This window comes from Anabaena sp. CCY 9613, from assembly GCF_963920895.1.
GTDB lineage: Bacteria > Cyanobacteriota > Cyanobacteriia > Cyanobacteriales > Nostocaceae > Cyanocohniella.
The window spans coordinates 141990-166610 of sequence record NZ_CAWUDE010000008.1; the positions used below are offsets into that span (position 1 = coordinate 141990).

25 protein-coding genes and 2 pseudogenes are annotated in these 24621 nt (G+C 41.1%); 11 read left to right on the forward strand and 16 right to left on the reverse strand.

The window, feature by feature from the left end; genetic code table 11:
- Positions 1–96 precede the first annotated feature (96 nt).
- The 3 genes from ACM0OT_RS11760 to ACM0OT_RS11770 all read right to left on the reverse strand — a co-directional run bounded on the left by ACM0OT_RS11760 (position 97) and on the right by ACM0OT_RS11770 (position 4304).
- Complete coding sequence (locus ACM0OT_RS11760; protein ID WP_414564523.1) at positions 97–2370, reverse strand: pentapeptide repeat-containing protein; 2274 nt, start codon at positions 2368–2370, stop codon at positions 97–99.
- Positions 2371–2382: 12 nt separating this feature from the next.
- Positions 2383–3390, reverse strand: coding sequence for a zinc-dependent alcohol dehydrogenase family protein (locus ACM0OT_RS11765; RefSeq protein ID WP_414564524.1), 1008 nt, complete (start codon positions 3388–3390; stop codon positions 2383–2385).
- A gap of 206 nt (positions 3391–3596) precedes the next feature.
- Positions 3597–4304 carry an ROK family protein gene (locus ACM0OT_RS11770; RefSeq protein WP_414564525.1) on the reverse strand — a complete coding sequence of 236 codons (708 nt, stop codon included), beginning with the start codon at positions 4302–4304 and terminating at the stop codon, positions 3597–3599.
- A gap of 187 nt (positions 4305–4491) precedes the next feature.
- Between ACM0OT_RS11770 and ACM0OT_RS11775 the strand changes: the two genes are divergently transcribed.
- A complete protein-coding gene (locus tag ACM0OT_RS11775; protein ID WP_414564526.1) occupies positions 4492–5310 on the forward strand; it encodes a creatininase family protein in 819 nt (272 codons plus the stop codon).
- Between the two features lie 135 nt (positions 5311–5445).
- Positions 5446–5946: a 2TM domain-containing protein gene (locus tag ACM0OT_RS11780; RefSeq protein ID WP_414564527.1), complete on the forward strand. Its 501-nt coding sequence runs from the start codon at positions 5446–5448 to the stop codon at positions 5944–5946.
- 219 nt (positions 5947–6165) lie between these two features.
- Here ACM0OT_RS11780 and ACM0OT_RS11785 read toward each other — a convergent pair whose 3' ends face one another.
- Positions 6166–6744 carry a Uma2 family endonuclease gene (locus tag ACM0OT_RS11785; RefSeq protein ID WP_414564528.1) on the reverse strand — a complete coding sequence of 193 codons (579 nt, stop codon included), beginning with the start codon at positions 6742–6744 and terminating at the stop codon, positions 6166–6168.
- Positions 6745–6808: 64 nt separating this feature from the next.
- Positions 6809–6982: pseudogene (locus ACM0OT_RS11790) on the reverse strand (NAD(P)H-dependent oxidoreductase); the annotation flags it as partial.
- 101 nt (positions 6983–7083) lie between these two features.
- Here ACM0OT_RS11790 and ACM0OT_RS11795 point away from each other — a divergent pair.
- Complete coding sequence (locus ACM0OT_RS11795) at positions 7084–7422, forward strand: winged helix-turn-helix transcriptional regulator (RefSeq protein ID WP_414564529.1); 339 nt, start codon at positions 7084–7086, stop codon at positions 7420–7422.
- 22 nt (positions 7423–7444) lie between these two features.
- Here the strand turns inward: ACM0OT_RS11795 and ACM0OT_RS11800 are convergent, their stop codons facing one another.
- From ACM0OT_RS11800 to ACM0OT_RS11815, 4 genes are all read right to left on the reverse strand, one after another.
- Positions 7445–7834 (reverse strand): salt stress protein, Slr1339 family, encoded by a 390-nt coding sequence (locus tag ACM0OT_RS11800; RefSeq protein WP_414564530.1) that lies wholly within the window; start codon positions 7832–7834, stop codon positions 7445–7447.
- A gap of 39 nt (positions 7835–7873) precedes the next feature.
- Positions 7874–8479, reverse strand: coding sequence for a vWA domain-containing protein (locus ACM0OT_RS11805; protein ID WP_414564531.1), 606 nt, complete (start codon positions 8477–8479; stop codon positions 7874–7876).
- A 25-nt stretch (positions 8480–8504) separates the two neighbouring features.
- Positions 8505–9110, reverse strand: a complete 606-nt coding sequence (locus ACM0OT_RS11810; protein ID WP_414564532.1) for a vWA domain-containing protein — start codon at positions 9108–9110, stop codon at positions 8505–8507.
- Positions 9111–9224: 114 nt separating this feature from the next.
- Positions 9225–10349 (reverse strand): site-2 protease family protein, encoded by a 1125-nt coding sequence (locus ACM0OT_RS11815; RefSeq protein ID WP_414564533.1) that lies wholly within the window; start codon positions 10347–10349, stop codon positions 9225–9227.
- 413 nt (positions 10350–10762) lie between these two features.
- Here ACM0OT_RS11815 and ACM0OT_RS11820 point away from each other — a divergent pair, with 413 nt between their 5' ends.
- Both ACM0OT_RS11820 and ACM0OT_RS11825 read left to right on the forward strand, forming a co-directional pair.
- Positions 10763–12424: a vanadium-dependent haloperoxidase gene (locus tag ACM0OT_RS11820; protein WP_414564534.1), complete on the forward strand. Its 1662-nt coding sequence runs from the start codon at positions 10763–10765 to the stop codon at positions 12422–12424.
- 252 nt (positions 12425–12676) lie between these two features.
- Positions 12677–13062 (forward strand): annotated as a pseudogene (locus ACM0OT_RS11825) (IS1 family transposase); the annotation flags it as partial.
- Positions 13063–13103: 41 nt separating this feature from the next.
- Here the strand turns inward: ACM0OT_RS11825 and ACM0OT_RS11830 are convergent.
- Positions 13104–13577 (reverse strand): DUF4168 domain-containing protein, encoded by a 474-nt coding sequence (locus tag ACM0OT_RS11830; RefSeq protein ID WP_414564535.1) that lies wholly within the window; start codon positions 13575–13577, stop codon positions 13104–13106.
- Between the two features lie 114 nt (positions 13578–13691).
- Positions 13692–14684, reverse strand: a complete 993-nt coding sequence (gene holA / locus ACM0OT_RS11835; RefSeq protein WP_414564536.1) for a DNA polymerase III subunit delta — start codon at positions 14682–14684, stop codon at positions 13692–13694.
- A 271-nt stretch (positions 14685–14955) separates the two neighbouring features.
- On the opposite strand from holA, the gene ACM0OT_RS11840 reads away from it, so the two are divergent.
- Positions 14956–15450 carry an ureidoglycolate lyase gene (locus tag ACM0OT_RS11840; protein WP_414564537.1) on the forward strand — a complete coding sequence of 165 codons (495 nt, stop codon included), beginning with the start codon at positions 14956–14958 and terminating at the stop codon, positions 15448–15450.
- 29 nt (positions 15451–15479) lie between these two features.
- Here the strand turns inward: ACM0OT_RS11840 and ACM0OT_RS11845 are convergent, their stop codons facing one another.
- A complete protein-coding gene (locus tag ACM0OT_RS11845) occupies positions 15480–16058 on the reverse strand; it encodes a nucleotidyltransferase family protein (RefSeq protein WP_414564538.1) in 579 nt (192 codons plus the stop codon).
- Positions 16059–16462: 404 nt separating this feature from the next.
- On the opposite strand from ACM0OT_RS11845, the gene ACM0OT_RS11850 reads away from it, so the two are divergent.
- On the forward strand, positions 16463–16864 hold the full coding sequence (locus ACM0OT_RS11850; RefSeq protein ID WP_414564539.1) for a two-component system response regulator: 402 nt from the start codon (positions 16463–16465) through the stop codon (positions 16862–16864).
- A gap of 45 nt (positions 16865–16909) precedes the next feature.
- On the opposite strand, the gene upp is transcribed toward ACM0OT_RS11850, so the two are convergent.
- The 3 genes from upp to ACM0OT_RS11865 form a co-directional block, all read right to left on the reverse strand.
- The gene (gene upp, locus ACM0OT_RS11855; RefSeq protein ID WP_414564540.1) at positions 16910–17545 is read right to left on the reverse strand and encodes a uracil phosphoribosyltransferase; all 636 of its coding nucleotides are present in this window, start codon (positions 17543–17545) and stop codon (positions 16910–16912) included.
- Between the two features lie 73 nt (positions 17546–17618).
- Positions 17619–18881: a URC4/urg3 family protein gene (locus tag ACM0OT_RS11860; protein ID WP_414564541.1), complete on the reverse strand. Its 1263-nt coding sequence runs from the start codon at positions 18879–18881 to the stop codon at positions 17619–17621.
- 83 nt (positions 18882–18964) lie between these two features.
- Complete coding sequence (locus tag ACM0OT_RS11865; protein ID WP_414564614.1) at positions 18965–20221, reverse strand: GTP cyclohydrolase II; 1257 nt, start codon at positions 20219–20221, stop codon at positions 18965–18967.
- A gap of 300 nt (positions 20222–20521) precedes the next feature.
- Here ACM0OT_RS11865 and ACM0OT_RS11870 point away from each other — a divergent pair, with 300 nt between their 5' ends.
- Positions 20522–20992 carry a tetratricopeptide repeat protein gene (locus tag ACM0OT_RS11870; protein WP_414564542.1) on the forward strand — a complete coding sequence of 157 codons (471 nt, stop codon included), beginning with the start codon at positions 20522–20524 and terminating at the stop codon, positions 20990–20992.
- Positions 20993–21168: 176 nt separating this feature from the next.
- Complete coding sequence (locus tag ACM0OT_RS11875) at positions 21169–21306, forward strand: hypothetical protein (RefSeq protein ID WP_414564543.1); 138 nt, start codon at positions 21169–21171, stop codon at positions 21304–21306.
- Between the two features lie 104 nt (positions 21307–21410).
- On the opposite strand, the gene tnpA is transcribed toward ACM0OT_RS11875, so the two are convergent.
- Positions 21411–21806: an IS200/IS605 family transposase gene (gene tnpA, locus ACM0OT_RS11880; RefSeq protein WP_414563573.1), complete on the reverse strand. Its 396-nt coding sequence runs from the start codon at positions 21804–21806 to the stop codon at positions 21411–21413.
- Positions 21807–21892: 86 nt separating this feature from the next.
- Here tnpA and ACM0OT_RS11885 point away from each other — a divergent pair, with 86 nt between their 5' ends.
- On the forward strand, positions 21893–23092 hold the full coding sequence (locus tag ACM0OT_RS11885; RefSeq protein ID WP_414563574.1) for an RNA-guided endonuclease InsQ/TnpB family protein: 1200 nt from the start codon (positions 21893–21895) through the stop codon (positions 23090–23092).
- A gap of 150 nt (positions 23093–23242) precedes the next feature.
- A complete protein-coding gene (locus ACM0OT_RS11890; RefSeq protein WP_414564544.1) occupies positions 23243–24580 on the forward strand; it encodes an FAD-binding oxidoreductase in 1338 nt (445 codons plus the stop codon).
- Positions 24581–24621 lie beyond the last annotated feature (41 nt).

Consider the following 24621-nt stretch of genomic DNA (forward strand, 5'->3'; position numbering starts at 1 on the left):
TACAATGTTGCAAACTATGTACTAACTTATCAAAATGCTGGTACGCAGATACAAAGAGTTTGGAAGATGGGATGACGACTGTATTTCCTGGATTCATCATTTGAGATAAATTAGTAAATTCAATCCGGGGATTGTGCGGGAAAGCGTCCATAAAACTAGTGTAATATAAAGCACACCCAAACTCCACTGATACCAAGCAAGTGTAGCGATAATTCCTGGTAAATGTTCATCTCGCAGTCGAATATCGTTAAAGCCTAACCTGACTAAATTGTTCAGACTAAAGTCGTAATAATTCAGCCAATTCCAACGGCGATTCCATAACAAATGCATATATCGCTCACGGAATATTTGATTTCTAGGTATTACAGGTAATCGCCCAATCAACAATCTTAATTGGCGAAAAGTACCGTCTTCTGTAAAATAAGAAACATCCATTAAATCGTGATAGCGTCCTTGTTGGTAAAGTCGGATGATTAAAGTTACTGGTAAGGGCACAATAATCATCAAAAGACATGCTAGCGTCAGCCAAGGATGTTCAGCATTGCGAAAAATAGCTAATAAACTAAAAAGTGTTAAAAAGCTAAATCCGGCAAATATCCAGACAGTTTCATAATATGTAGGAATAATGGGAACTGGATGTAAGCGACGATAGCGATCTATTAACCAAAATAGCCAACCAAAAAAAGCGATCGCTACGCCTCCCACACCAAACACTAACCAAAAGCTGGTACCATAGCCACTCAACAGTAGCAATACACTCAACGCCAACCATCTCACAGCTAGGAGTAACCACCCGCCTGGTGGAAGTGGTTCCGCAATCACCAAGCGATCGCTCAGTTGGTTGTATGTATCTAAATCGATGTCTGCTAAACTTAACAAATCATTGTTATTCCGAAACGGTTTGATCAGGCGACGAGTGGCGATCGCTTCTGTCTGAGTCGTACTAAAACCCAGATGCATCAAAGTTTTTCGGGTAGCACTATTAATATTTGTATCCACCAAAACATGGCTTAATTCTCTCAGGCGCAGTTTTTGTTTTGTGTACTCTAACTGATTAGCATCGGCAATTTGCTGCTGTTGACGGAAATTTTGGCTTAAATTTCGCAAAATATTTTGATTACCTTGCAAGCTAGGAATGTAAAATATCTTGCCAATTTCACCAGGATTACCTAAGATTTTGGCTTGGTTAGAATTAAAGGTTAAACCAGGGACATTTAAAAAAGCCGCTTGAGCAAAACTCGCATCACTAAAATCTGCTTGATTAAAAATACTCGCACCACGTAAATTTACAGATTGGTTAAACTGTACTTCTCGAAAAACCACAGCTTGCTCAAAAATCGCTTCTTTCAGGAAAAGATACTGATTAAAATTAGCCTGAGTAAACTGGGCTTGATTAACAAAACGCACCCCAGAAAAATCAGCGTTTTCTTGCCAATGTACCCTATTAAATTTAGCTGCTTGCTTAAAATTGGCATCATTAAATTTACTAACTTTTTGAAAAGTGCTGTCTTGGAAATCAACATTTTCTTGAAATTGCACTTCCTTAAAATTAGCCTGATCAAAAAACACACTCGTCTGAAAATTAGTTGATTTCCAAAATTTAGCTCCAGTAAATCTCACAGAACGACTAAAGCGCGTTTCATTCCAGTTAGTTGGTTGTAAAAAACTAGCATTTTCCGCATCCACCGCCTGAAAAAAGTATGTATTGGTAAACCGCACTTCCCCATTAAACCGAGTTTGCACCAGCGTCAGCGAACCACGAAACACACTAATTTCGCTAGATGCACTCGGCTGAGTTCCCAAAAGCGCCCGACAGTCCTTAGAATCAGGTAAGGCGATCGCCAGAGACTGTAAACAAACCAAACGTAAGTTTTTCAGTTGTTCTTGTTCATTGGCAGTTAAAATCGGTGCATAGACACTCGCAGACTCTTTACTAGATATAACTGGGGCATAAAGAGGAGTTCTTAAACCCAAATCACTCCCGACAAAATCCCCTTGAATCAGAGAATTACTCAGATCTAAACCCAAAGGCTTTGTCCCAGATTTTTGCAGTTCCTTTCGCAGCAATTGGTAAAAATTATCCCGAAATTCCCCATTCTCTGGTCGCAAATCAATAATCATTTCCCGCAAATCCACAGTCAAATTACCTTCGCGGATGGTCGGTTTACTGACTCGTTCTTGTAATAATTCCAGAGTTAAAACTGTCCGTTCTGGCTGAGTAGAAATTGCCCCAGCAGGTAACAAGAGTGATAAAACAATGAAAACGCACAAACATACAGAGGTTAAACGCAGAGATACACAGAGATATTTCTTGGCCCTCCTCTGCGTATCCCTTAGCCATTCTTTGCGGTTCTCCCAAAAATTAAACAAACTGCTTTACACTCACTCATCACTCATTAGCAGAACAATTTTACCTGCGATAGAGCCAGTTTCCAGTAATTGATGTGCTTTAGCCGCTTCCACCAACCGAAATTGATGATTCACCTGAACTTTTAATTTTCCTTCATTCATCCAGGTTGCACAGTGTTCTAGAATTTCTGCATGATGCTGTAAACTTTCTGCCAAACCTTCTAACATGGGAGTCAACATTAACTCCAAGCCGATGCGGAGATTACGTAATCTGGCAGCTTTCCACACAGTATCAGCCTTTGGTTCTAGAATCGTCACAATATCACCATATATCCGCACCGCCGGAAAGGTTTTATGAAAGGTTTCACCCCCAACAGTGTCAAAAGCCAAGTCTACGCCTTCACCACCAGTCCAATTTAAAGCTGCTTCCACAAAGTCTGTTTGTTGGTAAAAAATTACTTCATCAGCACCGAGTTGCTTGACAAAATTTGCCTTTTCCGGAGAACTCACCGTAGTAGCGACAAAAGCACCTTTAAGTTTCGCCAGTTGGATGGCGACATGACCAACACCACCCGCACCTGCATGAATTAACACCCGTTCCCCAGGTTCCAACCTTCCCCGTTCATACAAAGCTTCCCACGCAGTAATTAAGACTAAAGGTGCAGCCGCTGCTTCCGCAAAAGATACTGAAGCGGGTTTACGTGCCACAAATCGCTCATCAACAATTGTATATTCAGCATAGTTACCTTGATGGGCGCCTAAACCGCCATAGCAGAAAAATACTGCATCCCCTGGGCGAAACCGTTCCGCACCAGCACCCACCGCCTCAACGATTCCCGCACCATCACAGCCTAAAATTGCAGGCATTTGCTCAGGGTAGAAAGTACCTCGCTGACGCAATTTAGTGTCAATGGGGTTCACACCAGCCGCGACTAAGCGGACTAAAAGTTCAGTATTTCCTAAAGGTACGCTAGGGTTTACCACTTCCTGTAATTGCAGAACCTCAGGACTACCAGCTGCTGTCATTAAAACTGCTTTCACGAATTTTTCCTCCGAAGATGCACGGTTATCTGCAACTTTACCGTAATCGGGAGGGAGCAGGGAGCAGGGGAGCAGGGAGCGGGAGAGAAAAGAAAATAATTCTCATTGCTGGTTAAATGCCGACAATACCTACTGGATAAGAAATACGCGCATTTTTCCGGCGTTTCTTGTATTTGCTTCCCCACCACCCCTTTACTCGCTAATTTCTAATTTCGCCACAAAGCAATTCCACCCAATAAACCAGTAATATTGGGGATGAGTTTGACATTTAAAGGTAGCTGAAGATTTACCCGCACAGCTTCACCACCACCAATGTAAAGGTAATCATAATTGAACAGACTTTGTAAAGAAGCGATCGCCTTATCTAAACGTCTGTTCCATCTTTTCTCACCAATTTTTTCTAACTCTGCACGTCCCAATTGTTCTTCGTAAGTTTTTCCCTTACGAAACGGATGATGTCCCATTTCCATATTCGGTACCAATTTGCCATCTACAAATAAAGCCGAACCAAACCCTGTACCCAAAGTTATTACCAATTCCACACCTTTACCTGCAACTGCGCCAAACCCCTGCATATCGGCATCATTAATTACTCGTACAGGTTTATGGAGACGTTGTGATAACGCTGATTCCAAATCAAAACCAATCCAATCTCGATCTAAATTGGCTGCTGTTTCCGTCACCCCGCAGCGCACCACACCGGGAAAACCTACAGCCACACGATGAAATTCACCTTGGGCAGATGCTAACACGGCGATGGCATTGATAATTGTCTCTGGTTTAGCAGGTTGGGGAGTCTCTAAACGTTTCCTTTCCGTCACTGGAGTACCCGTGATATCCAAAACTATAGCTTTGACACCACTACCACCAATATCCACAGATAGGGTACGAATAGATCCGTTATCTTCCAACATTGAGTTTTGTCCTTTTGTTTACTGCTTGGTGTACCGGGGACTGGAAAGAAGAAGCAGGGGAGCAGGGGGGAAAGACTTTCGGTAAGTACCAACATCTTTGTTGTTCATCTCTCCCTCATCTACCCCATCCCCCTATCCCCTCATTTCCCAAATCCCGATAACATAAAAATGACGCGACAGTAGTACAATGCACAGCTTTATTCCCCCAGAACGCTTTTTTCCCTACCTCACTTGGACTGATATCCAGGCTATGCCAAATAAGGAAAATGTGGTGATCATTCAACCAGTTGGGGCCATTGAACAACATGGCCCTCATTTACCGCTGATTGTCGATGCTGCCATTGGTGTAGGAGTTTTGGGAGAGGCCCTGAAAAAGTTGAATGCTAGCATTCCCGCTTATGCTCTACCTACTCTTTATTATGGTAAATCGAATGAGCATTGGCATTTTCCGGGAACAATTACTTTGAGTACGGAAACTTTGACAGCAACCATTATGGAAATGGGTGAAAGTATTTACCGTGCTGGGTTTAGAAAATTGGTGTTGATGAATTCCCACGGTGGACAACCCCAGGTGATGCAAATGGCGGCGCGAGATTTGCATGTTAAGTATGAAGACTTTTTGGTGTTTCCCTTGTTTACTTGGCGTGTGCCTAATATTACTAAAGAATTATTAACTCCCAAGGAAGCAGCCCAAGGAATGCACGCGGGAGATGCGGAAACTAGTATTATGCTGGCGATTTTGCCGGAACAGGTAAAAATGGATCAAGCCGTTGCTGAGTATCCACCGGAACCAACACAAAGCAGTTTACTAAGTTTAGAGGGCAAGTTACCTGTGTCTTGGGTGACAAAAGATATCAGTAAAAGTGGTGTCATTGGCGATGCTACAACCGCAACTAAAGAAAAAGGCGATCGCATCCTCGAATCTGTTTCTAATGGTTGGGTGCAAGCTATCCAGGATATTTATGCTTTGCGTCATGGAGATTGGGGTGTGGGGAGTAAGGACTAGGGACTGGGGAAAGTTTTTAGCCATGACTAATAACCAATGACTAATGACTAAATTTGTTAGTCTAGGGATAGTACCAGTCAATATTGTTGGTCAGTGACAAGTTCTTAGTAAAAGTCACATTAAGAGAAAATAATTATGACGACAGAACCTAAAAGCCTCTATTCTTATAGTCAAGAGGATGTACAGCGTATTTTACAGTTAGCGATCGCTCGTCAAGCTGATGATCAAAATAAAGAATTTTCTTATGAACAACTGTTGGAAATTGCTACGGAGTTAGATATATCACCAAGTTCTTTAAATTTGGCGGAACAGGACTGGCGATCGCAATGCAGCGAAATCCAGCAGCGGCAGGCATTTAAGACCTACCGTATCAGCAGATTTAAAAAACGCGTTGGCAATTATGCGATCGTCAATGGTTTTTTAATCATGCTAGATTTGGTGACTGGTGGCGGTCTAACTTGGTCGTTGTCTATTTTATTATTTTGTGGACTAACATTAGGTCTGGATGTTTGGAATACTTTTCAAACTAAAGGTGAAGAGTATGAAATGGCTTTTCAAAAATGGTATCGCCAACATCAAATTAAACAAACCATTAACACAGTTGTTAGTCGTTGGTTTAAAGCCTTACAAATTTAAGTAACGTCAGTTCGGGTGAAGAACTAAATATCATGTCCAGTATAAAAGTTGTCATTGGGAGCAAAGGGAAGCAATCCCAAAACCCTTGTAATTACGTCGTTCTGCTTCTTTCACTCGCGGCGAACATATCGTAAGTATTCACAGAATCGAGGTTTCAGATTATCCCGCACTCAGGTTAATTACTCATTTCTTCTCAATTACCGTTTTTGGTTTGGGAGTTTATGTATTTATTCCAGCACGTTGAAAGATGGTATGGGGGGTAATTTCTAACGTTGGTAGTAAATCATCAGTAATTATTTGATGACCTCGATAAGTCATAGGCAGGGAAGATGATGCAAATATAGTTATAGTTTTAGCTTTTGTATCAATTACCCAAACGCGATCAACACCAGCTTTAAGATAATCAGTGGCTTTTTCAGTCATTTCTCCAAATGTTTGACCAGGGGAGATAATTTCTATTACTAATTCTGGTGCGACAGGACACGCTTCATCTTGTAACCAATCAGCAGCAAGACGGCTATAAGAAATATAAGTTAAATCAGGTATGGGCATCCAATCTTCATGATCCAGTTTTAATTTAACAGCCCATTCAACCACCACACGACCTTGATTATTCAAATATTGGTCTAGAAGAATAAGTAAATATTTTTGTACCGTAGAATGAAAAAATTTAGGAGACATTTCATTGTCTTTATATTTGGGTACAGCTTCACCGTTAACAAATTCATATGTAATATCACCTTCAGGAAGTGCGAGAAATTCCTCTAAGGTCATACGTTTATTAGAAGACTGAACCATAGGGTTAAATGTGTGAATGAGTTTTATCTTATAAGAGGGGTTGCGAAAACCCCCATATTTAACGTTACCAGTTAGCCACGGCTTGGGCGATCGCTTCATGGACTGCGTCTAGAGATTTGTTACGCGCTTCATCACCCGCATTTAAATTATCAGCATGGATAAAGGTAAGATCTGTCAGTCCCATATACCCAAAAATGGCGCGGAGGTAAGATTCTTGATAATCATAAGCTGCTTCAGGAAAAATCAAAGATCAAAAAAGTTACTAAATATAATTTAAATCGATTAAAGTTAATATAAAAAGTAGACACTTCAAAGTAAGATACTTACTCAAAAGTAACTATGAAAGCTGAATTACAACACCAGAGCAGACTCACTTGTGAAGTTGAAACCACACTCAAGGTAATTGGTGGACGCTGGAAAGTTTTAATTATTAGAGAATTAATAGCTGGGGTAAAACGCTTTGGAGAATTACAACGAGCTTTGCCAGGAATTACCCAAAAAATGCTCACACAGCAACTAAGAGAAATGGAAGAAGACGGAATCATACATCGAGAAGTGTATGCACAAATCCCCCCAAAGGTAGAATATTCACTAACTCCTATGGGGGAAACTTTAAAACCTATTCTTTATGCTATGCACAATTGGGCTGTTGAACACTTTTCGCAAATTAACGATTAGTGTATTTGAGTATATTTTGAATTTAAGAGTTGCTTTGTAAATATTCGATAGCCGCCTCTAATTTCGAGGGATAACCTTGAGCAAATCTTTCAAACCACAGTCCTTCTGATGAGAAAGAATCTAAATTTTCTAACCATGTTATTGCCTCAACTTTTAAACTTTCTAGTTGTTGAGCTTTAATTTGTGCTAGGCGAATTTTTTCTTGTTCTAGTTCTTGCTGTTTTTTTAACTCTTCAGCTGCATCTTGGACTGCAAAATCAGCTTGAACTTCTGCTAAAAGGTTATCTATTAAAGATGATGATTTAGATTCTTGGGTGCTAAATGATTTAGCCACCTGTGAATGTTGTAAAGTGGGTTTATCTTCATCATATTCAGCTTTAAGTTGAGCTAACAGCTTATCAAGAGAATCCATACATAGTAGTTCCCAATTACACCAGGTACATTCTAGCCCCTAGTCCGTAATAGCATTCAACAACACTTCCGATAAACTCAAATCTTCCATATCATCCATTGTAATGGTGTCACAAATATCAAATTTAGCTCCAGCACTTTGTAAGTCATCATCTAAGACTTTTAAGAAGCGGGTAGCTTGGGCATCTTTACCCACTTGAATGAAAGAAATACCTAATTCTTCATCCCGATCCATTTTGCGAGAAGCTTCAATAATGACCTTCATTACTGCTTTACGATCATCTGGTTCACCATCAGTCACAACTAAAATAATTTCCCCATTGGGTTTAGTTTGACCCGCGCTTTTGCGTTGAAAATAATCATCAGTTGCGTGTTTTAATACACCAGCTAAATCTGTAGATCCCGAAGGGTCATTTTCTTGAAAAATTTGTGCGACTTTGCCTGCTGTCACATTTTCATAGCGTTTAAATCTACCGGAAAATAAATAAACAGTGATGCCATCTGGATCAAATTGATCGCATTTACTAGCTAAAGCTAAAGTAGATTCTTGGGCTGATACCCATCTGCTTCTACCACCTTTCTGATCTGGGGTGGCCATGCTACCGCTTTTATCAATAATTAGGGTATAGTCTCGATTTTCCAGCATTTCAATTCTCCATTTACTCAAAAAATTAGTCAGTAATCGCGTTCATTAAGACATCTGCGAGACTCATATCTTCTAGGTCATCTAAAGTGACCGTATCACAAATATCAAATTTAGCACCAACGCCTTGCAACTGATCATCTAAAGCTTTAAGAAACTTTGTAGCCTGGGAATCGGAACCTACTTGAATGAGCGAAACTGCCAATTCTTCATCTCTATCCATCTGGCGAGTGGCTTGAATCACCACCTCAAATACGGCCCGGCGGTCATCGGGTTCGCCATCAGTAATTACTAATATTGTTTCGCCATTGGGCTTAGTTTGACCCGCACTTTTGCGTTGAAAGTAATTATTGAAGGCATCTTGGAGTACACTGGCTAAATTTGTGGTTCCAGATGGGTCATTTTCTAGAAATATCTGGGCGACTTTGGCTGAGGTCACATCGTCGTAGCGTTTAAATCTGCCAGAAAATACATAAACTGTAATGCCATCGGGGTCAAATTGTTCGCACTTTCTGGCTAAAGCCAGAGTAGATTCTTGGGCTATCTCCCATCTACTTCTACCGCCAACTTGGTCAGGGGTAGACATACTTCCGCTTTTATCAATGATTAATGTATAGTCGCGATCGCTCATCATGAATCTTTCACCCTGTAATTATTAACCAGTCTAACCGTTGGTTGATAACACGACATTACCTCCTCATAAAAAAACTCCCCCAAATGCTGAGGGAGTATTGGTGAAGAGTAATAACTATGCAGGGTTTGGTTGAGTCCGATTTTGCAGTAGTTGAATAATCGCAGTTTTTTCCAAAATTCCCACCAATACACCGTTATCACGAATCACAGGTAGTGCAGATAACTTTTGTTGTTCGAGTAGTTGCACTACTTCTAACAGGGGTTGATCTGATGTCACTGTGGTAGTTTGGGCTATGGGTTTCATGAGTTCTCTAACTTGAGTCTCTGACCACTGGGTTGTGGGAATGATTCGCAAGTCATCAATATTGATTGCACCTACCAATTTTCCGCTTTCATCAGTGACTAAGAACCGTCGCCAGTCTTGATTATTTAAAATTCGTTGGTCAGCAAACTCTCTGAGGCTAAGATCAGCAGAAACGATAGGGCTATTGAGAGTTACCGCATCTGCTGCTGTTAAGCCTGTGAATTTTTCTTGCACTCTGGCAAATTGCGCTGAGTTACCTGCATTCTGTAGTAAGAAGAAACCAATTAACAAATTCCAGAAGTTAGCAAAGCTACCAAAGAATAATAGAGGAATTAAACCAGAGGCGATCGCTACCCAACCAAATACTTGTCCCACTCGACTGGCAAAAGCTACACCCTTATAAGGATTACCTGTAACTTTCCACACAGCAGCCTTGAGGATATTACCACCATCTAAGGGCAAACCAGGAATCAAGTTAAACAATGCTAACGCTAAGTTGACAGAAGCAAGAACACCCAGAATAGCTGCGGCTGCTCCTGTGGCTGCGGTGGTGACACCAATGACTGTAAAGACACCACATAATAGTAGGCTGACTAACGGCCCGGCGATCGCTACCCAAAATGCTTCACCTGGGGTTTCTGATTCTTTTTCTAAACTAGCCAAGCCACCAAAGATAAATAATGTAATAGATTTGACATCAATTCCTTGGCGAATGGCGACAAAGCTATGTCCTAATTCATGGGCGACGACAGAGGCAAACAACAACAACGCTGTCATCAATCCCAGTGTTAAAGTTAATCCCCCAGATAACCAGGGAAACTGTGCCGCTAGTCCACTGCTATAACTCCAAGCTACTAAGCCCAGAACTAAAAACCACGACGGATGGATATAGAAGGGAATCCCGAAGAGATTACCAACGCGAATTGTGCCATTCATGCCGTACACCTTTGAATTAATACGCGAGAGATTTGCTTTAACTCCTCTCGATGTCTTTATTGTAACGGAATGTTAAGGAGCTTTAATCTTTCTCAGGGTGGTGGTGTCCGTCCCTTCTGGGGCGGTTTTTAGGAACTTTGGGAAAAATCTCCCAACTTTTCCGAAATGCTGTGCAGGCAATTAGTAGATATCGGTGTGTTCAACAAACACAAGTTATTCAAGTTTGAAAAGACCTGTGCTTATCCAACCTGAATAACTGAAATTTTCCAGCATCTGACTTCATAAATCTACTTTCCCGATCTTGTCAAACAGTCCCGTTAGACCTACTAGGCAAGCATATCGGGAATTTCAGGCGTATCTACTTATTAGTTTTGTGGCCTCATTCTATTAAAATTCTCAAGGAACTTCACATTATGAAAAACGAGCGTCCAACACGTCCAGGTCGTCCAGATCGTCCAGGTCGTCCAGACTGTCCAGACTGTCAAGAACTTGGGCCGGAAAATAATAAACAACGGCAACAGTCATCTCGCACAATCCGCCGTCAAGCAGCCCAAATTGCCTTTAACAGAGGGATTAAAGACCATGTTTGTAATGGTGAAGAACAGGAATATCGGGGTGCAGATGGATCACCTAATTATATTGCTAACTTCTCCAAAGGTTTGCCACACAATCAACTAGGTGAAGTAGATCCCAAGGCCTACAAAGCCCTACTCAAAGCACTAGAAAGTGGTAAATCACAAGACTTTGAAGCTATTCCTTTGGGCAAAGGTCGTAAGTTGACTAATCCCCAAGCTGGGCTGGGTTTTGACCTACAAGGGCCTGACGGTCATGCAATTACTATCCCTCCAGCACCCCGCATTGATTCACCACTCAACTCAGGGGAAGCGGCGGAAGTTTACTGGATGGCATTGTTGCGGGATATTAACTTTACTGACTTTAACCAAAGTCCAGAAGTAGCAGAAGCGATCGCAGATTTATCCCAATTTTCTGATTTTCAGGGGCCAAAGGTAGGCGGGAAAATTACCCCAGAGACTCTTTTTCGAGGTAATTATGCAGGTGATTTAGTTGGCCCTTACATTTCTCAGTTTTTGCTCAAGGATATTCCCTACGGTTCCCTGACAATTTCCCAAAGACAGGAAACTGTCGTGTCAGATATTAATTACATGACTGAATATGACGAGTGGTTAAATGTGCAAAACGGCGGTAAATCAGGTCAAGATAAATTTGATCCACAACGCCGCTATATCCGCAACATTCGAGACATCGGTCAGTATGTCCACGTCGATGCTCTCTATGAAGCTTACCTAAATGCTTGTTTGATTCTGTTAAAACTAGTAGATCTAGGAGAAGTGGAAGTATATGAGGGTAACCCCTATAAGAACTCGAAAAATCAAATGGGGTTTGGTACTTTCGGTGGGCCACACGTTCTCAGTTTAGTAACTGAAGTAGCAACCCGCGCCCTCAAAGCTGTATGGTTCCAAAAGTGGTATGTGCATCGCCGCCTGCGTCCAGAAGCATTTGGTGGACTAATTCATAACCATCTGACTGGAAGAGCAAAATATCCGATTGATCAAGAGATTCTTAAATCCAGTGCATTGGAAAAAGTCCATAATCTCTATGGTACTTATTTACTACCAATGGCATTTCCTGAAGGTTCTCCTACCCATCCCGCCTATGGTGCTGGACACGCTACTGTAGCCGGTGCTTGTGTGACCATTCTCAAAGCTTGGTTTGACGAATCATCTGTAATTACCCAGCCAGTGGTTCCCAATGCAGATGGTACCGAACTAGTCGCATACACTGGCGCTGATGCGGGAAAACTGACTGTCGGTGGTGAGTTGAACAAAGTGGCTGCCAATATTTCACTTGGTCGTGATGGGGCTGGTGTTCACTGGCGCACTGATTATACTGAATCAGTCAAACTAGGTGAACAGATAGCAATTGGACTTCTGCAAGAGCAGTCACTTACTTATAACGAAGACAACTTTTTCACACTCACTAAGTTCGATGGACAAAAAGTCAAAATTTCTCGTCATGAGGTCAAACATTTAATGAGTGACAGTGAAAATGATTAATAGTTATTAATTAGTCATCATTAATAATTACAGCGCTTTGCAAGTAAATGAGGTACAGACTTATCTATTGTAAATCTTGTAGGGTGGGCATCTTGCCCGCCATTGTGTACCTCACCGCTATGAAATCTGCTGTAATTCTTACCCTCGACTTCGGGGGTATTTTTTTTGGCGTTGCATAATAGGGTGCTAAAACATGAATTGTCCTGAATGTGGCTCTCATCATATCCGTAATAATGGGATAAAAAGAGGTAATTAGAAACTTTTGTTGGCTTAAAAAAAACAAAATTTGGATATGGACAGCAGTAAATCACTTTCAAAAAGGTATTCTGGCTTGGGTGTTGGGTGATCATAGCGCAGAAACCTTCAAACCTTTATGGCAAATAGTTTGCTGTTGGCATTGCCATTTTTATGTCACAGATGGATGGAAAGTTGATCCTCAGTTTATTGACCCAGGCGATCAAATTGTGAGTAAGATTTATATGACCAGAGTAGAAGGGGAAAACTCCCGTTTGCGTCATTATTTAGCTCGACTTCATCGAAAAACACTGTGTTATTCTAAATCCGTAGAAATGCTTAAGTACTCTGTTCGATTATTACTTCATTACTTGAAGTATGGTTCTATCCCTCTGTTTAGGTAATTCATACCGCACCCAGCAACGCCCTATTTTCATGTGTTTATCTACCGAGATTCTGGAGTTGTTTGCAGACGAATTAAGCTGTTGTAAACTTGTCTTTTTAAGTTGTTGTTATTTTGTAGCTCAACAGTAATATTGTTAAATCGATCAATACTTAGACCATTCTCTTCGACTATTTGTTGAGAGCGGTTACAGTAATTCACAGCGATGGTTTGAGCCTTGCGTGGTAAAGCGCTCATACTGTTGGGATCGTTACAAACAATCCTCGGCATATCTCCACTTCCAACTAATCTCTTAATTTCTTCAAAGGCTTGTTGACGCGGTGTTTCCATTGCCAACACAGCTTGAGCATAGCTGTCAATATCAGCATTGTTAACTGATGCTGTTTGTGCGTTGGCTTTGCTACTGAAAGTTAAACTGCTAACCAAACTAGCTGTGGCAATCATGCCAAAAAATAAGCGTTGGGAAAGTAGATATGGCAAGGGATTTTGGCAAAACAAATTAGTAATTCTTTTCATAAGATGTTTGACACAGAACCATAGTAGGGAGATGTTAATGGCTTTGAATTATTTTAGGAGCGAGAAGTTCCAGGCAAGCATATGTCAATTAAATTTTGATATAAATTTTTATAGTTAATATCCGTGTTGGCATACTTGACAAAGTTCTATTACTTTGGTTTGCAGTGCCGATACTTCTGTGGAACCTTGTTTGAGACTAACTTCTAACTCTAGCAGTAGCGGGAAGCAGGAGATTAGTTGTTGCACAGAAAGTGATTTGACTTCTTGCTGTAGAAAGTAAATACGTTTGGGATTGCTAATTTCTGCGGCTTGGGCGATCGCTTGAGGATTACGTTCACCGCTTTCTATAGCCATCTTTACCAACAACCAAGTACGAAATTGTCCAATCAAAGTCGCAATTATCCGCAATCCCGGTTCAGCAGCATTCATAAGATCCGCCAAAATAGTCAAGGCTTTAGCCGTATCTCCCATTCTAATTGCCGTAGCCAATTGTAAGCTATTTTGTGTAGTATTTCTGACTAATTGCGTAATTGTATCTACGTCTAAAGGTTTACGGGTATCTGAGGTATAAAGACGTAACTTCTCAATTTCATTATCAAGTAGCCTTGTATCATTGCCTACAGCCTGGGCTAAAAATTCCGCAGTCTGGGGAGTTAGTTTTAATCCTGCTGTTTGAGCCGCTTGATTGACAGACTGGACTAGCAATTCGGTTTTCCAGGGTGGAATAAGGGGAAATTCTCGGAATTCATGAGCTAGTTTCTTCAGCAGTTTTGTGGATTTGAGGCGTTCATCTGGTTTATTGCGACTGGTAAGTAATAAAAATGAGTTTTCGGGGATGACTGGTAAGGTGCGTGTGAGTTCTCCTAAGACATTTTCTGGGCAATGCTGACAAAGGGTAGTATTGATTAGCCAAACTAAGCGTCCACCAGCGCCAAAGGCTGGTGTCATGACTTGATTTAATGCTGCAATTGCTGCGTCTGGTTGATCTGGAGATAATGAGGTGTAGTTAAAGTTTGTCCAGAGGGGATCAAGGATGCGATCGCGCAACGTTGTCACCGCTTTTTCAATGGCGAAATCATCTTCACCCCAGTAAACATAAATTGGCATAGATCAAGTTTAGGAATTAGGAATAATATCAGCAGGTTTTCAGCCAGATGTCTTGAAAAAAGGGGTGTTTGTCATAGTAAAATTGAATTTACACTATAGAAATATAGCAATTTTTTTCTGCGTTATCAAAGTTATTTTTTTAACAAACCGCAAAATACGCACGCGCCCAGTGATGCCCACAAGGGCTGTAGTACATGAAGAAGAAGATTAAGAGAAAAATACAGAGTTTTACGACTTTGAAGATTTGATTTTTAAATTAATAAAATTAATTATGAATACATCACAAACAGTACAGCAATTACAAACTACGTTGATAAATTCAGAAAATTTTCGGCGTTATGGACAAGTGATTTTTCCTAGCCCAGATGGTAAAAACTTTGATGTAGAAGATGCTCAATTAAATTTAAACAATGGCACGCCGCGCTTTTATATTATGAGACTGGAGAAAAGAGGGCGGAAGTTTCATAAAATTACTCGTCATTTGCAATGTACTCAATGTTTAGGATCTTTGGAGGGTAAGGATTGGTTAATTGCAGTTTGTCCGCCCCATAATGATTTGCCAGAACCAGTATTAGCAGAAATTGCAGCTTTCCGCATTCCCGGAAATTGTTTTATTAAGTTGCATCAAGGGACTTGGCACGCTGGCCCCTATTTTGAGCATGAGGTGGTGGATTTTTATAATTTAGAGCTTGCTGATACTAATGTGGTAGACCATTTCACTCATGATTTTTTACAAAGTTGTCAGGTAGAATTTGAGATGATTTAGGGCATTACTCAAATAACTTGATTTTCTTTCTAAAGTAAGAAGTGTTTTTGATATACTTCAGGGGTATTAATATCTAGTAATACATCCGCACAATTAAATTCTATTTGATGAATATCTGAGTAAAATTCTTGGATAATTTGACGTAATCCTAAAGTTTCTTCCCGAATATTTTGTAAGTGCGATCGCATGTGATTTCCCCACAGTATGGGATGTCCTATTTTACCTTGATAGGTGGGTGCTGTAATCAAGGTAGGATTATTTACATGTGCTGAAATAAGTTGCTGATAAATTTCTGATTTCCGGGGTTGATCAACAGCAGAAATTGCTAATATGTGAAAATTTCCGGGAATATGTTCTAATCCTGCCAGAATTGAAGTGGTTTTACCAGCATTAGGATGGGGATTAATTACTGTTACACTACCAGGCGGACAATCTTGTTGTTTGTGGCTATTGTGTAAACCGAACACAATTACCGGGATAAAATCTACACTTAACCACTGTTCTATTTGATAAGTTAATAATGTTTTTCCTCCCCAAGCTAGGGAGGTTTTACAAGTACCCATACGAGTAGATTTACCCGCAGCTAGGATCAGCGCGAAGTTTGTCAATAGCTTTGATTAATGGTATCAGCAAAATATTAGCGTATATTTACTGTTGTTTTTCCTAGATTTCAGTATATATTCTGTTTCATGTCAATTCTTTTGTTCTGACTCGCCTAATTTTCCAAAATTAAGTATTGTTAAGCATTTAGTAAAAATTTAATACTTTATTTACGAAAAATTACTGCTTGATTAAATTTAAAATTATGATATTTATGGTGGTATTTGCTTGATAAAACTACTAGTTTGTTAACATCTACCCTCAAGATGAGCGTAAGCACACAACCTAGTAAACTTGATACGAGCTAGTCTATTTCAAGCCGCATTCTGCCGCCTGAAGGAAACCTCGTACATCCCCACCTAAAAAATTAATTCTGGGTGTATGACCTTTCTGAAAGAGCGACTATTTACTTATGCACAAACAACCGTTAATTTTGGTTGTAGAACAAAATCTGAATAACTTAGAACTGCTAGATTCTTACCTGAAAAAATTAAATTTATCATGTATTTGTGCCACCAAGGGATTGAGGGGGATGATATTGGCACAAACTCATCAACCTGATTTAATTATCTTAGATATGATGTTATGTGATTTAAATAGCAGTCAAGTAATTGATTACCTCAAACACAACAAAAAAACCGCAACTATTCCGATAATTTCAGTAATACCTTTAGCTTCTGCACAAAATATGAATTGTCTTTGCTTAACAGGTGCTGATGATTATATTACCAAACCCTATGATTTAAGTAGATTAGAAATAGTTATTAATCGCCATCTCCGTCGGGTAAGTACTTCAAATTTGTATTGGGAATAGATTCAGGGTTGCGAACCTGCGGTAACTGCTCCAAAAATACAGTGATCAACGTGTACCAAACAAGCGATCGCCTGCATCTCCTAATCCTGGAATAATATAACCATGTTCATCCAGATGGTCATCAATGGCTGCTGTATATATCGGCACATCAGTATGTACCGCACAAAAATGCTCAATACCTTCTGGTGCTGCGAGTAAACAAACAAACTTCATAGATAAAGGATTTGTTGATTTGAGCCTTTCCACCGCGGCGATGGCTGAATTACCAGTGGCCAGCATTGGATCAACCACAATCATGTCTCGTTGTTCAACGTCATGGGGAACTTTAAAATAATACTCAACCGGAATCAAAGTTTTTGGGTCACGATATAAACCAATATGCCCCACCCGTGCGGATGGCATCAACTCTAGCATTCCATCTAAAATACCTTGTCCTGCCCGCATAATAGAAACTAACACCAATTTTTTATCAGGTGCCAATATGGGGGCATTCATGGGAGCTAGTGGTGTTTTAATCGACTCATATTTTAAAGGTAAATCTCGTGTCACTTCATAAGCTAACAATAAGCTAATTTCTTTGAGGAGATTACGAAATTTTGTTGTACTAGTTTCCGCTTTACGCATGAGCGTCAGTTTGTGCTGAATCAAAGGATGCTCAATGATGTTTACTTGATTAATCATTAGTTATTAATTATTTAGTCAGCCAACAGGTTGAGAACTGTTGACTAAAATTTAAAATTGTTTGACTGATAAATTAGAATACAGTGCCATCGCTGGCCATCGCTATGGGGGATTTACCACTTGTTCTAAGTTCAGCAGCAATTTTGCGTCCCGCCGTCCAGGTTCCACCTTGCAGGATTTTCACCAAGGGTAATTCTTCCTGACTCATCCCTAATTTTTCGCGTACAGTAGTAGCAATTCGATCCAAAAGAACCACTGTTAAAGCACGCCACTCAACTATAAATTCTGAGCTTACAGAGTGGGATAATTGTAAAATTTCCGGGTCTTTAACACTAATTAATCCTAAGTCCAAACATAATCCACCGTTGCGATATTCTGGTAGTCCAGTTAAGGCGTCTAAATCAATGACTTCCAAACCCAGTTCTTGGAGTGGTTCTAATAAAGAATAAGTCAACCATTGGGATAATTTGTGAAATGGCACTAAATGATCATCTGCAACCCCTGAATGTTGCCACACATCACCTAAATTCACCCCAGTAACTTCTAATCTTCCTGGCCAAATATCACTAAATCCTGCAAGAACTGCATTTAAAACCGTTGTAGCTGCTAACTGTCCATTTTTTGATTTGTCTAACAAATAATTTACTAAATTGCCGGGACGGGGGTTTTCACCTCCAAATATATGCGGTAAGGAGATTAATACCTGACCTAATTTTTGTAATAAACCCCATCGTCCAGCAATACCCACAAGTGGATTTTTTTCATTTACTTGAAACTGAGTTGTTAATTCTGCTGCTGTTAACGCTTGTAATCCCAGCGCATCTACTTGCGGTAAATTCTTACTAGAAAAAACTCCCTGACAAAACATTTGTAAACTCGCAATAGCCAACCCTTCAGAACGTCCCCAACTCAATCCCGTAGACTGTTCATGAAAACGCCAAACTTCACCAGCACCAGCATCCAACAGCACACTGATAATTGCCAAATCAAACTTAGCGATCGCCCTTTCCAAAGGAGTAATTTCTGCCAATTGATTATTCAGTTGATTTAATCGTGGCATACCCCCAACCTCAAAATGTCGCCAACGACTGTGAAACGGAACTTGCAGATGCGGGTAATCACAGCGCATCACCTCAATCACATAGTCTGCCACCCGTCCCAACTGTGCCAAATCACAGCTAAAATAATGCGACCTACCTTCACATACCCATGCAAAGACCTGTCCACAACGCTCCCGAATAGCTATTGGAGAACGAAGATATGCAATCTGATTCTCTTCTCTTTGCGTCTTCGCGGTAGCCTGTGACACGCCGCTTGTGCGTCTAAGTATTTCCACTCTGTAACTCCTAAAGAAATTGTGAGGACTGGGGGACTAGGTAATATGTGAAGCTAGTGCTACATTCCATCCCCCTCATCTTTCTATTCCAAAGAACGTCCCTTCACATCTGCCAAACCGCCAGCATCTAAAACATCACCTGTAGTGTAATAGCCAGCAGCCTTTTTAGCTTCCATTTCCACCCGTGCATCTTGAGGAATCAAATCTTCGGGAATTGCGACCCTTTCGCCAATTTCAATTCCCGCCTCAGTAATAGCGTTGTATTTCATATTACTCATCGACACCATACGGTCAATGCGGGTAATGCCCAACCAATGCAACACATCGGGCATTAATTCTTGGAAACGCATATCTTGCACCCCTGCCACACATTCTGTCCGTGTAAAATAGGCATCAGCGCGATCGCCTCCTTCTTGACGCTTGCGAGCGTTGTAAACTAAGAACTTGGTGACTTCTCCCAATGCTCGGCCTTCTTTGCGGAAATAAACAATAATTCCCACACCGCCTTCTTGTGCCGTTTGGATACATACCTCAATCCCGTGTACTAAATAAGGACGACAGGTGCAAATGTCCGAGCCAAAGACATCAGAACCGTTGCATTCATCATGTACCCGTACAGCTACAGGTTTACTAGGATCTGTAATGGCTGCGAGATCTCCGACAATATACACTGTCAGTCCACCAATGGGCGGTAAAAATACTTCCAAATCTGAACGTGTTACTAGTTCGGGGAACATTCCCCCAGTTTGTTCAAATAAAGCCCGGCGCAAATCTTGTTCGGCGATACCAAAGCGTTTAGCTACTCCCGGTAAATACCACACAGGCTCTATAGCAGCTTTAGTGACTACCAAATCCCCGTTTGCTTTCATAATTCGACCATCCGCTTGCAAACGTCCTTTTGCTACAGCGTCTTGCAATTCCGGCATATTGATATGAGCCGTGGTGATGGCGATGGTGGGGCGGATATCGTAACCCTGTTGACAATAAGAAGCAAAGACTTCAGAGGCGATCGCACCGAATGGGTCTAGTGAGACAATCTTATCAGGGTCAGCCCAACTAGGATGGGGCCCAATCTTTGTTACTGGGGAAGTGTTAGTTAAATCAGCTCGATGATCTGTCTGTAAAGCACCACTAGCCACGGCTAAAGCGCGATAAATTGCATAACTGCCAGAGTGGGTACCAATCACGTTGCGATGTGCTTGTTTGGTCAAAGTAGCAATCACCGGGCCACGTTGCATCGGCTCTGCGGTTCCCCAATTAATGGCAATTGGCTTAGGGCCAAAGCTACTGGGATGGGAAGTGAGAACAATATGCCTGGAAACGCTATTTTGCTTTGGCATAGTCATATGTTTATTTGTGATGTTTTTATAAACTATTAGTCACCAGTGATTTGTCAACTACTTATAGTTAGTTTTTCTTTTTAAAATGTTGATATTTTAACGACTAATCACTCATTACTTTACAGGTTGCTTTTAGGGTCAATAGTATTGCTTAATACAATAAGTAACACAGAAATTGCTGACTTTACAATTCCGGGCTGAGAATTTTAAAGATGACTTTAAAAAAGACTTAGTAGATTTCCTGGGAAAGTTGATACCTTTATACAAAGATACAAAGATATAATCACTTATCTCAAATTCATGGATTCTTTATCTATCAGTTCTTTACTTGAAGATTTGAAAAACCCCGACGCCACTGTTAGAGACCAAGCTACCAAAAAACTCTGGCGGATCTGGTTTCAACAAAAGGGAATTTATGGGCTGGAGAGAATTGACCAGAGTCAAAAGTTACTTGATGCTGGGGAAACAGCTGAAGCCAAAGTCATGTTGACAGAACTCATCAAAGACCAACCAGATTTTGCCGAAGCCTGGAATCGACGCGCTTTTCTCTACTACAGCATAGGAGACTATAAACAATCCTTGGCAGACTGCCAAATGGTGATTCAGATTAATCCAGTTCATTTTGGAGCGTTGCATGGCATGGGCTTGTGTTACGCCGCACTAGGAAAATATAGTCAAGCAATCAAAGCCTTTAAGCGCGCTTTAGAAATTCAGCCTTATTCCTTGGTAAATCAAAAATTAATTTTAGAATGTACACTCAGACTCAGCTAAACCAGCAGTTGTACCAATCTTGGTGTTAAATAAAAAGTTGATTTTATTGTTTGATGGATTTGATCACACCAACGTCAACTGCAACTCATTGGTTGAGTTGTCCCAATTGCTTTAACTTGCTTTCATTTACATGGGTAGCAGTGTTTTAGCTGGTTGTACTCAGAGTAACCTTGTTTATGGGTTGCGGAATTTATGCCGGAAACGCCATAGCCCAGGGAATTTCCAAAGTTTCTGTAGCGGCCATCTTTCACCCGCAATGTCTCATAGCCCATCCCAACACAGCAATTAACATTTTTTCTAACCTCAAAGGCTAACCTATTTATATTTCTACGGTTGTTAATGTCACTGAGTTGTTATTACTTCAAGGCAAGTATGGTTTTTTTGATGACCAAAAGAATGGGATTCAAGCCTCGCCCTTCTAGGGCGACTTTTGATTTTGGATGTATTCTTTTAGAACTTCAATAGGTGCGCCACCTACAGAACAAGCAAAATAAGAAGGACTCCAAAGGTGTTCAGCGTGGGGAGAGTCTGCAAACTGCTTGCGGTAAAGCCTTGATGATACGCCTTTAAGGTGGTTCACCAGCTGAGATACAGAGTACCTAGGTGGATAATCAACCAGCAAGTGAACGTGGTCGCCTTCCCCGTTAACCTCAAGAATACTAAAATCCATCTTCTTTGCTACTCCCTCAAATGCTTGGATTAAGACATCCAGACGTTCGGCATCAAATATCTTTTTACGGTATTTAGTAACAAAGACCAAATGAGACTTAAGCGATGTAACGCTGTGTTTACCGCGTCCATATTCTTTATTCATAGTGGTAGACCAAATGGTATAATTTTACCCTTCGGGTTCGCCAGTTGCTCTACTTGGGGAAACCCCAAGACCGCACTGGACTCACTATGAAAGCACGTTATCGTTACCGAATCTATCCGACTGATGCCCAGCAGCTGCTATTAAGCAAGTTGTTTGGGTGCGTTCGTGTGGTGTGGAACGACGCGCTTGCTCATTGCAAGACTGAATATCTTGGTGGCAATAAAAAGCCTTCATGTGCAGACTTGCAAAAGCTGTTCATCACTCAAGCCAAGAAAACAGTTGAAAGGGAGTGGTTATCTGAAGTATCAAACATCCCCTTACAGCAATCTCTAAACGACTTAGAACAGGCATATCAAAACTTCTTTAAATCATGCAGGAAGGAGCGCAAAGGTAAACCTGCTCGACCTCCCAAGTTGAAAAAGCGTCGCGCTGCTCAGTCTGCTCGTTTTCGGAAGGGTGGTTTCAAAGTATGCCAAACATCGGTTTATCTTGCCAAGATTGGGCAAGTAGAAGTTGTTTGGTCAAGGCAGCTACCTGCCGAGCCATCATCTGTAACTGTTGTCAAAGATGCTGCGGGGCGGTACTTTGCTAGCTTTGTAGTAGAAATTCAGTCCTCGCCCTTGCCGTCGCTAAACAATGCTGTTGGAGTAGATTTAGGTATAACAACTTTTGCAACTCTCAGCACTGGCGAAAAGGTAGACGCACCAAAACCGTTAAAAAAGCGTATTGGGAGACTGCGGCGACTCAGCAAAAACTTATCTCGCAAAACAAGAGGGTCAAAACGATACGAAGTAGCGCGTAAACGCAAAGCTAAACTACAAGCCAAACTTAAGGACACTAGAACAGACTTTTTACACAAGTTATCTACTAGGTTAATTCGTGAAAATCAAGCGATTATCTTAGAAGATTTAAATGTTTCAGGAATGCTCAAAAACCGTAAACTTTCCAGAGCAATTAGCGATTTAGGGTGGAGACAGTTTAGAACATTTTTGGAAGGTAAAGCCGAAAAATACGGGCGCGAATTTCGCATTATCAACAGATGGGAACCAACGAGCCAAGCTTGCTCATGCTGTGGATTTAGAGGCGGTAAGCTCGACCTTTCAATTCGTGAATGGATTTGTTTAAATTGCGAATCTACACACGATAGGGACGTGAACGCCGCGACTAATATTAAAGCCGCCGGAGGATATTCGGAGGCTCAAAACGGACGTGGAGGAAAGCGTCAGACTACGACAAAAGTAGCAGCATCCTGCGAAGCGTCAACCCGCCAAGAATTCATTCAGTGAGTCCACTTGCCGTCTTGGCGCTTTGCGTCGATGGCAAAGTGGCGAACCCGAAGGGTTAAGTCTGTTTGATTAGATTGGAATCACCGAGGCTTCAGCCCGGTGAGGATGTCAACAAAAGCACTTTTATAAGTTTACAACCAGAAATAAATTATGACGCAATTAGATGAATTAATTAGCTCTCTACAAAGCATAGAAATTATTACAGATCCGCCTCAAGTAGCCAAATTATCTCAGGATTACCACACCTTTAGCCCTGTTTTAGTACCAAAGCTAGAGGGAAAAGTGGGGGATATTGTTGTGCGTCCTGCTAACCAACAAGAAGTTATCACAGTAGCAGCCGCTTGCGCTAAAAATAAAATACCCATAACAGTGCGGGGTGCGGGAACAGGTAATTATGGGCAATGCGTACCCTTGCATGGCGGTGTCATCCTGGATATGACCAAAATGCACAATATTCCTTGGGTAAAACCAGGAGTAGCGCGGGTAGAAGCTGGCGTAAAGTTGGTAGCCATAGATAAAAAAGCGCGAGACATCGGTTGGGAAATCCGCATGGCACCTTCCACATACCGTACAGCCACAATTGGCGGATTTATTGCTGGTGGGAGTGGGGGAATTGGCTCAATTCAATATGGATTATTAGGCGATCGCGGTAATCTTTTAGGTCTGCAAGTTGTTACCTTAGAAGATGAACCCCGTGTCATCGAATTACGCGGCGACGATGTGCAAAAGGTCAATCATGCTTGGGGAATTAATGGCATCATCACCGAAATAGAAATTCCCTTAGGGCCAGCTTATCCTTGGGCCGAAGTCATTGTTACCTTTGATGACTTTATGGCAGCCGCCAAGTTTGGGCAAGCCCTGGGTAATGCCGATGGCATGATGAAAAAATTAATTGCTGTTTTTGCATCGCCAATATCCCAATATTTTCATCCCTTACAACAGTACATTCCCGAAGGTACTCACCCAGTATTATTAATGCTGGCTGAACCCAACTTAGAATCATTACCTGGTTTAGTAAAGCAATACGGCGGTAAAATTACTTATGAAAAACCAGCAAATGATAAAGGTGCGAATTTAGGAGAATTTACTTGGAATCACACCACCTTACACGCCCGGACTGTCGATACTTCCATCACTTACTTACAAAGTATGTTCCCTGCTGATACCAGCTTAGAATTGGTGGAGCATATGTATCATCATTTTGGTGATGAAGTAATGATGCACTTAGAATTTATTCGGGTGAATGGTAGAGTAACTCCTGGTGCTTTACAGCTTGTGCGTTACAGCACCGAAGAACGTCTCAATGAAATTATTCGCTATCACGAAGCTAAAGGTGTATTCATTGCCAATCCTCACACATACATTATTGAAGATGGCGGGAGAAAAATTATTGATCCTGAGCAGTTAAAATTTAAAGAAATGGTTGATCCTTATGGATTGATGAATCCTGGTAAAAGCAAAGTTTTGCAATGCCAAATTTCACATTAAGTTAAGAAATCACAGATCATACTTAATCTGTGTTTATCTAT

What these genes read in the sequence shown, in the direction of transcription:
- ACM0OT_RS11795 (WP_414564529.1), top strand. Translation starts at nt 7,084, where the DNA reads ATGAAAGCTGAATTACAACACCAGAGCAGACTCACTTGTGAAGTTGAA.
- ACM0OT_RS11865 (WP_414564614.1), bottom strand. Translation starts at nt 20,221, where the DNA reads ATGCCAAAGCAAAATAGCGTTTCCAGGCATATTGTTCTCACTTCCCAT.
- holA (WP_414564536.1), bottom strand. Translation starts at nt 14,684, where the DNA reads ATGCCAATTTATGTTTACTGGGGTGAAGATGATTTCGCCATTGAAAAA.
- ACM0OT_RS11850 (WP_414564539.1), top strand. Translation starts at nt 16,463, where the DNA reads ATGCACAAACAACCGTTAATTTTGGTTGTAGAACAAAATCTGAATAAC.
- ACM0OT_RS11820 (WP_414564534.1), top strand. Translation starts at nt 10,763, where the DNA reads ATGAAAAACGAGCGTCCAACACGTCCAGGTCGTCCAGATCGTCCAGGT.
- ACM0OT_RS11810 (WP_414564532.1), bottom strand. Translation starts at nt 9,110, where the DNA reads ATGATGAGCGATCGCGACTATACATTAATCATTGATAAAAGCGGAAGT.
- ACM0OT_RS11780 (WP_414564527.1), top strand. Translation starts at nt 5,446, where the DNA reads ATGACGACAGAACCTAAAAGCCTCTATTCTTATAGTCAAGAGGATGTA.
- ACM0OT_RS11890 (WP_414564544.1), top strand. Translation starts at nt 23,243, where the DNA reads ATGACGCAATTAGATGAATTAATTAGCTCTCTACAAAGCATAGAAATT.
- ACM0OT_RS11800 (WP_414564530.1), bottom strand. Translation starts at nt 7,834, where the DNA reads ATGGATTCTCTTGATAAGCTGTTAGCTCAACTTAAAGCTGAATATGAT.
- upp (WP_414564540.1), bottom strand. Translation starts at nt 17,545, where the DNA reads ATGATTAATCAAGTAAACATCATTGAGCATCCTTTGATTCAGCACAAA.
- ACM0OT_RS11770 (WP_414564525.1), bottom strand. Translation starts at nt 4,304, where the DNA reads ATGTTGGAAGATAACGGATCTATTCGTACCCTATCTGTGGATATTGGT.
- ACM0OT_RS11815 (WP_414564533.1), bottom strand. Translation starts at nt 10,349, where the DNA reads ATGAATGGCACAATTCGCGTTGGTAATCTCTTCGGGATTCCCTTCTAT.
- ACM0OT_RS11840 (WP_414564537.1), top strand. Translation starts at nt 14,956, where the DNA reads ATGAATACATCACAAACAGTACAGCAATTACAAACTACGTTGATAAAT.
- ACM0OT_RS11785 (WP_414564528.1), bottom strand. Translation starts at nt 6,744, where the DNA reads ATGGTTCAGTCTTCTAATAAACGTATGACCTTAGAGGAATTTCTCGCA.
- ACM0OT_RS11885 (WP_414563574.1), top strand. Translation starts at nt 21,893, where the DNA reads ATGAAAGCACGTTATCGTTACCGAATCTATCCGACTGATGCCCAGCAG.
- ACM0OT_RS11830 (WP_414564535.1), bottom strand. Translation starts at nt 13,577, where the DNA reads ATGAAAAGAATTACTAATTTGTTTTGCCAAAATCCCTTGCCATATCTA.
- ACM0OT_RS11875 (WP_414564543.1), top strand. Translation starts at nt 21,169, where the DNA reads ATGGGTTGCGGAATTTATGCCGGAAACGCCATAGCCCAGGGAATTTCC.
- ACM0OT_RS11805 (WP_414564531.1), bottom strand. Translation starts at nt 8,479, where the DNA reads ATGCTGGAAAATCGAGACTATACCCTAATTATTGATAAAAGCGGTAGC.
- ACM0OT_RS11775 (WP_414564526.1), top strand. Translation starts at nt 4,492, where the DNA reads ATGCACAGCTTTATTCCCCCAGAACGCTTTTTTCCCTACCTCACTTGG.
- tnpA (WP_414563573.1), bottom strand. Translation starts at nt 21,806, where the DNA reads ATGAATAAAGAATATGGACGCGGTAAACACAGCGTTACATCGCTTAAG.
- ACM0OT_RS11870 (WP_414564542.1), top strand. Translation starts at nt 20,522, where the DNA reads ATGGATTCTTTATCTATCAGTTCTTTACTTGAAGATTTGAAAAACCCC.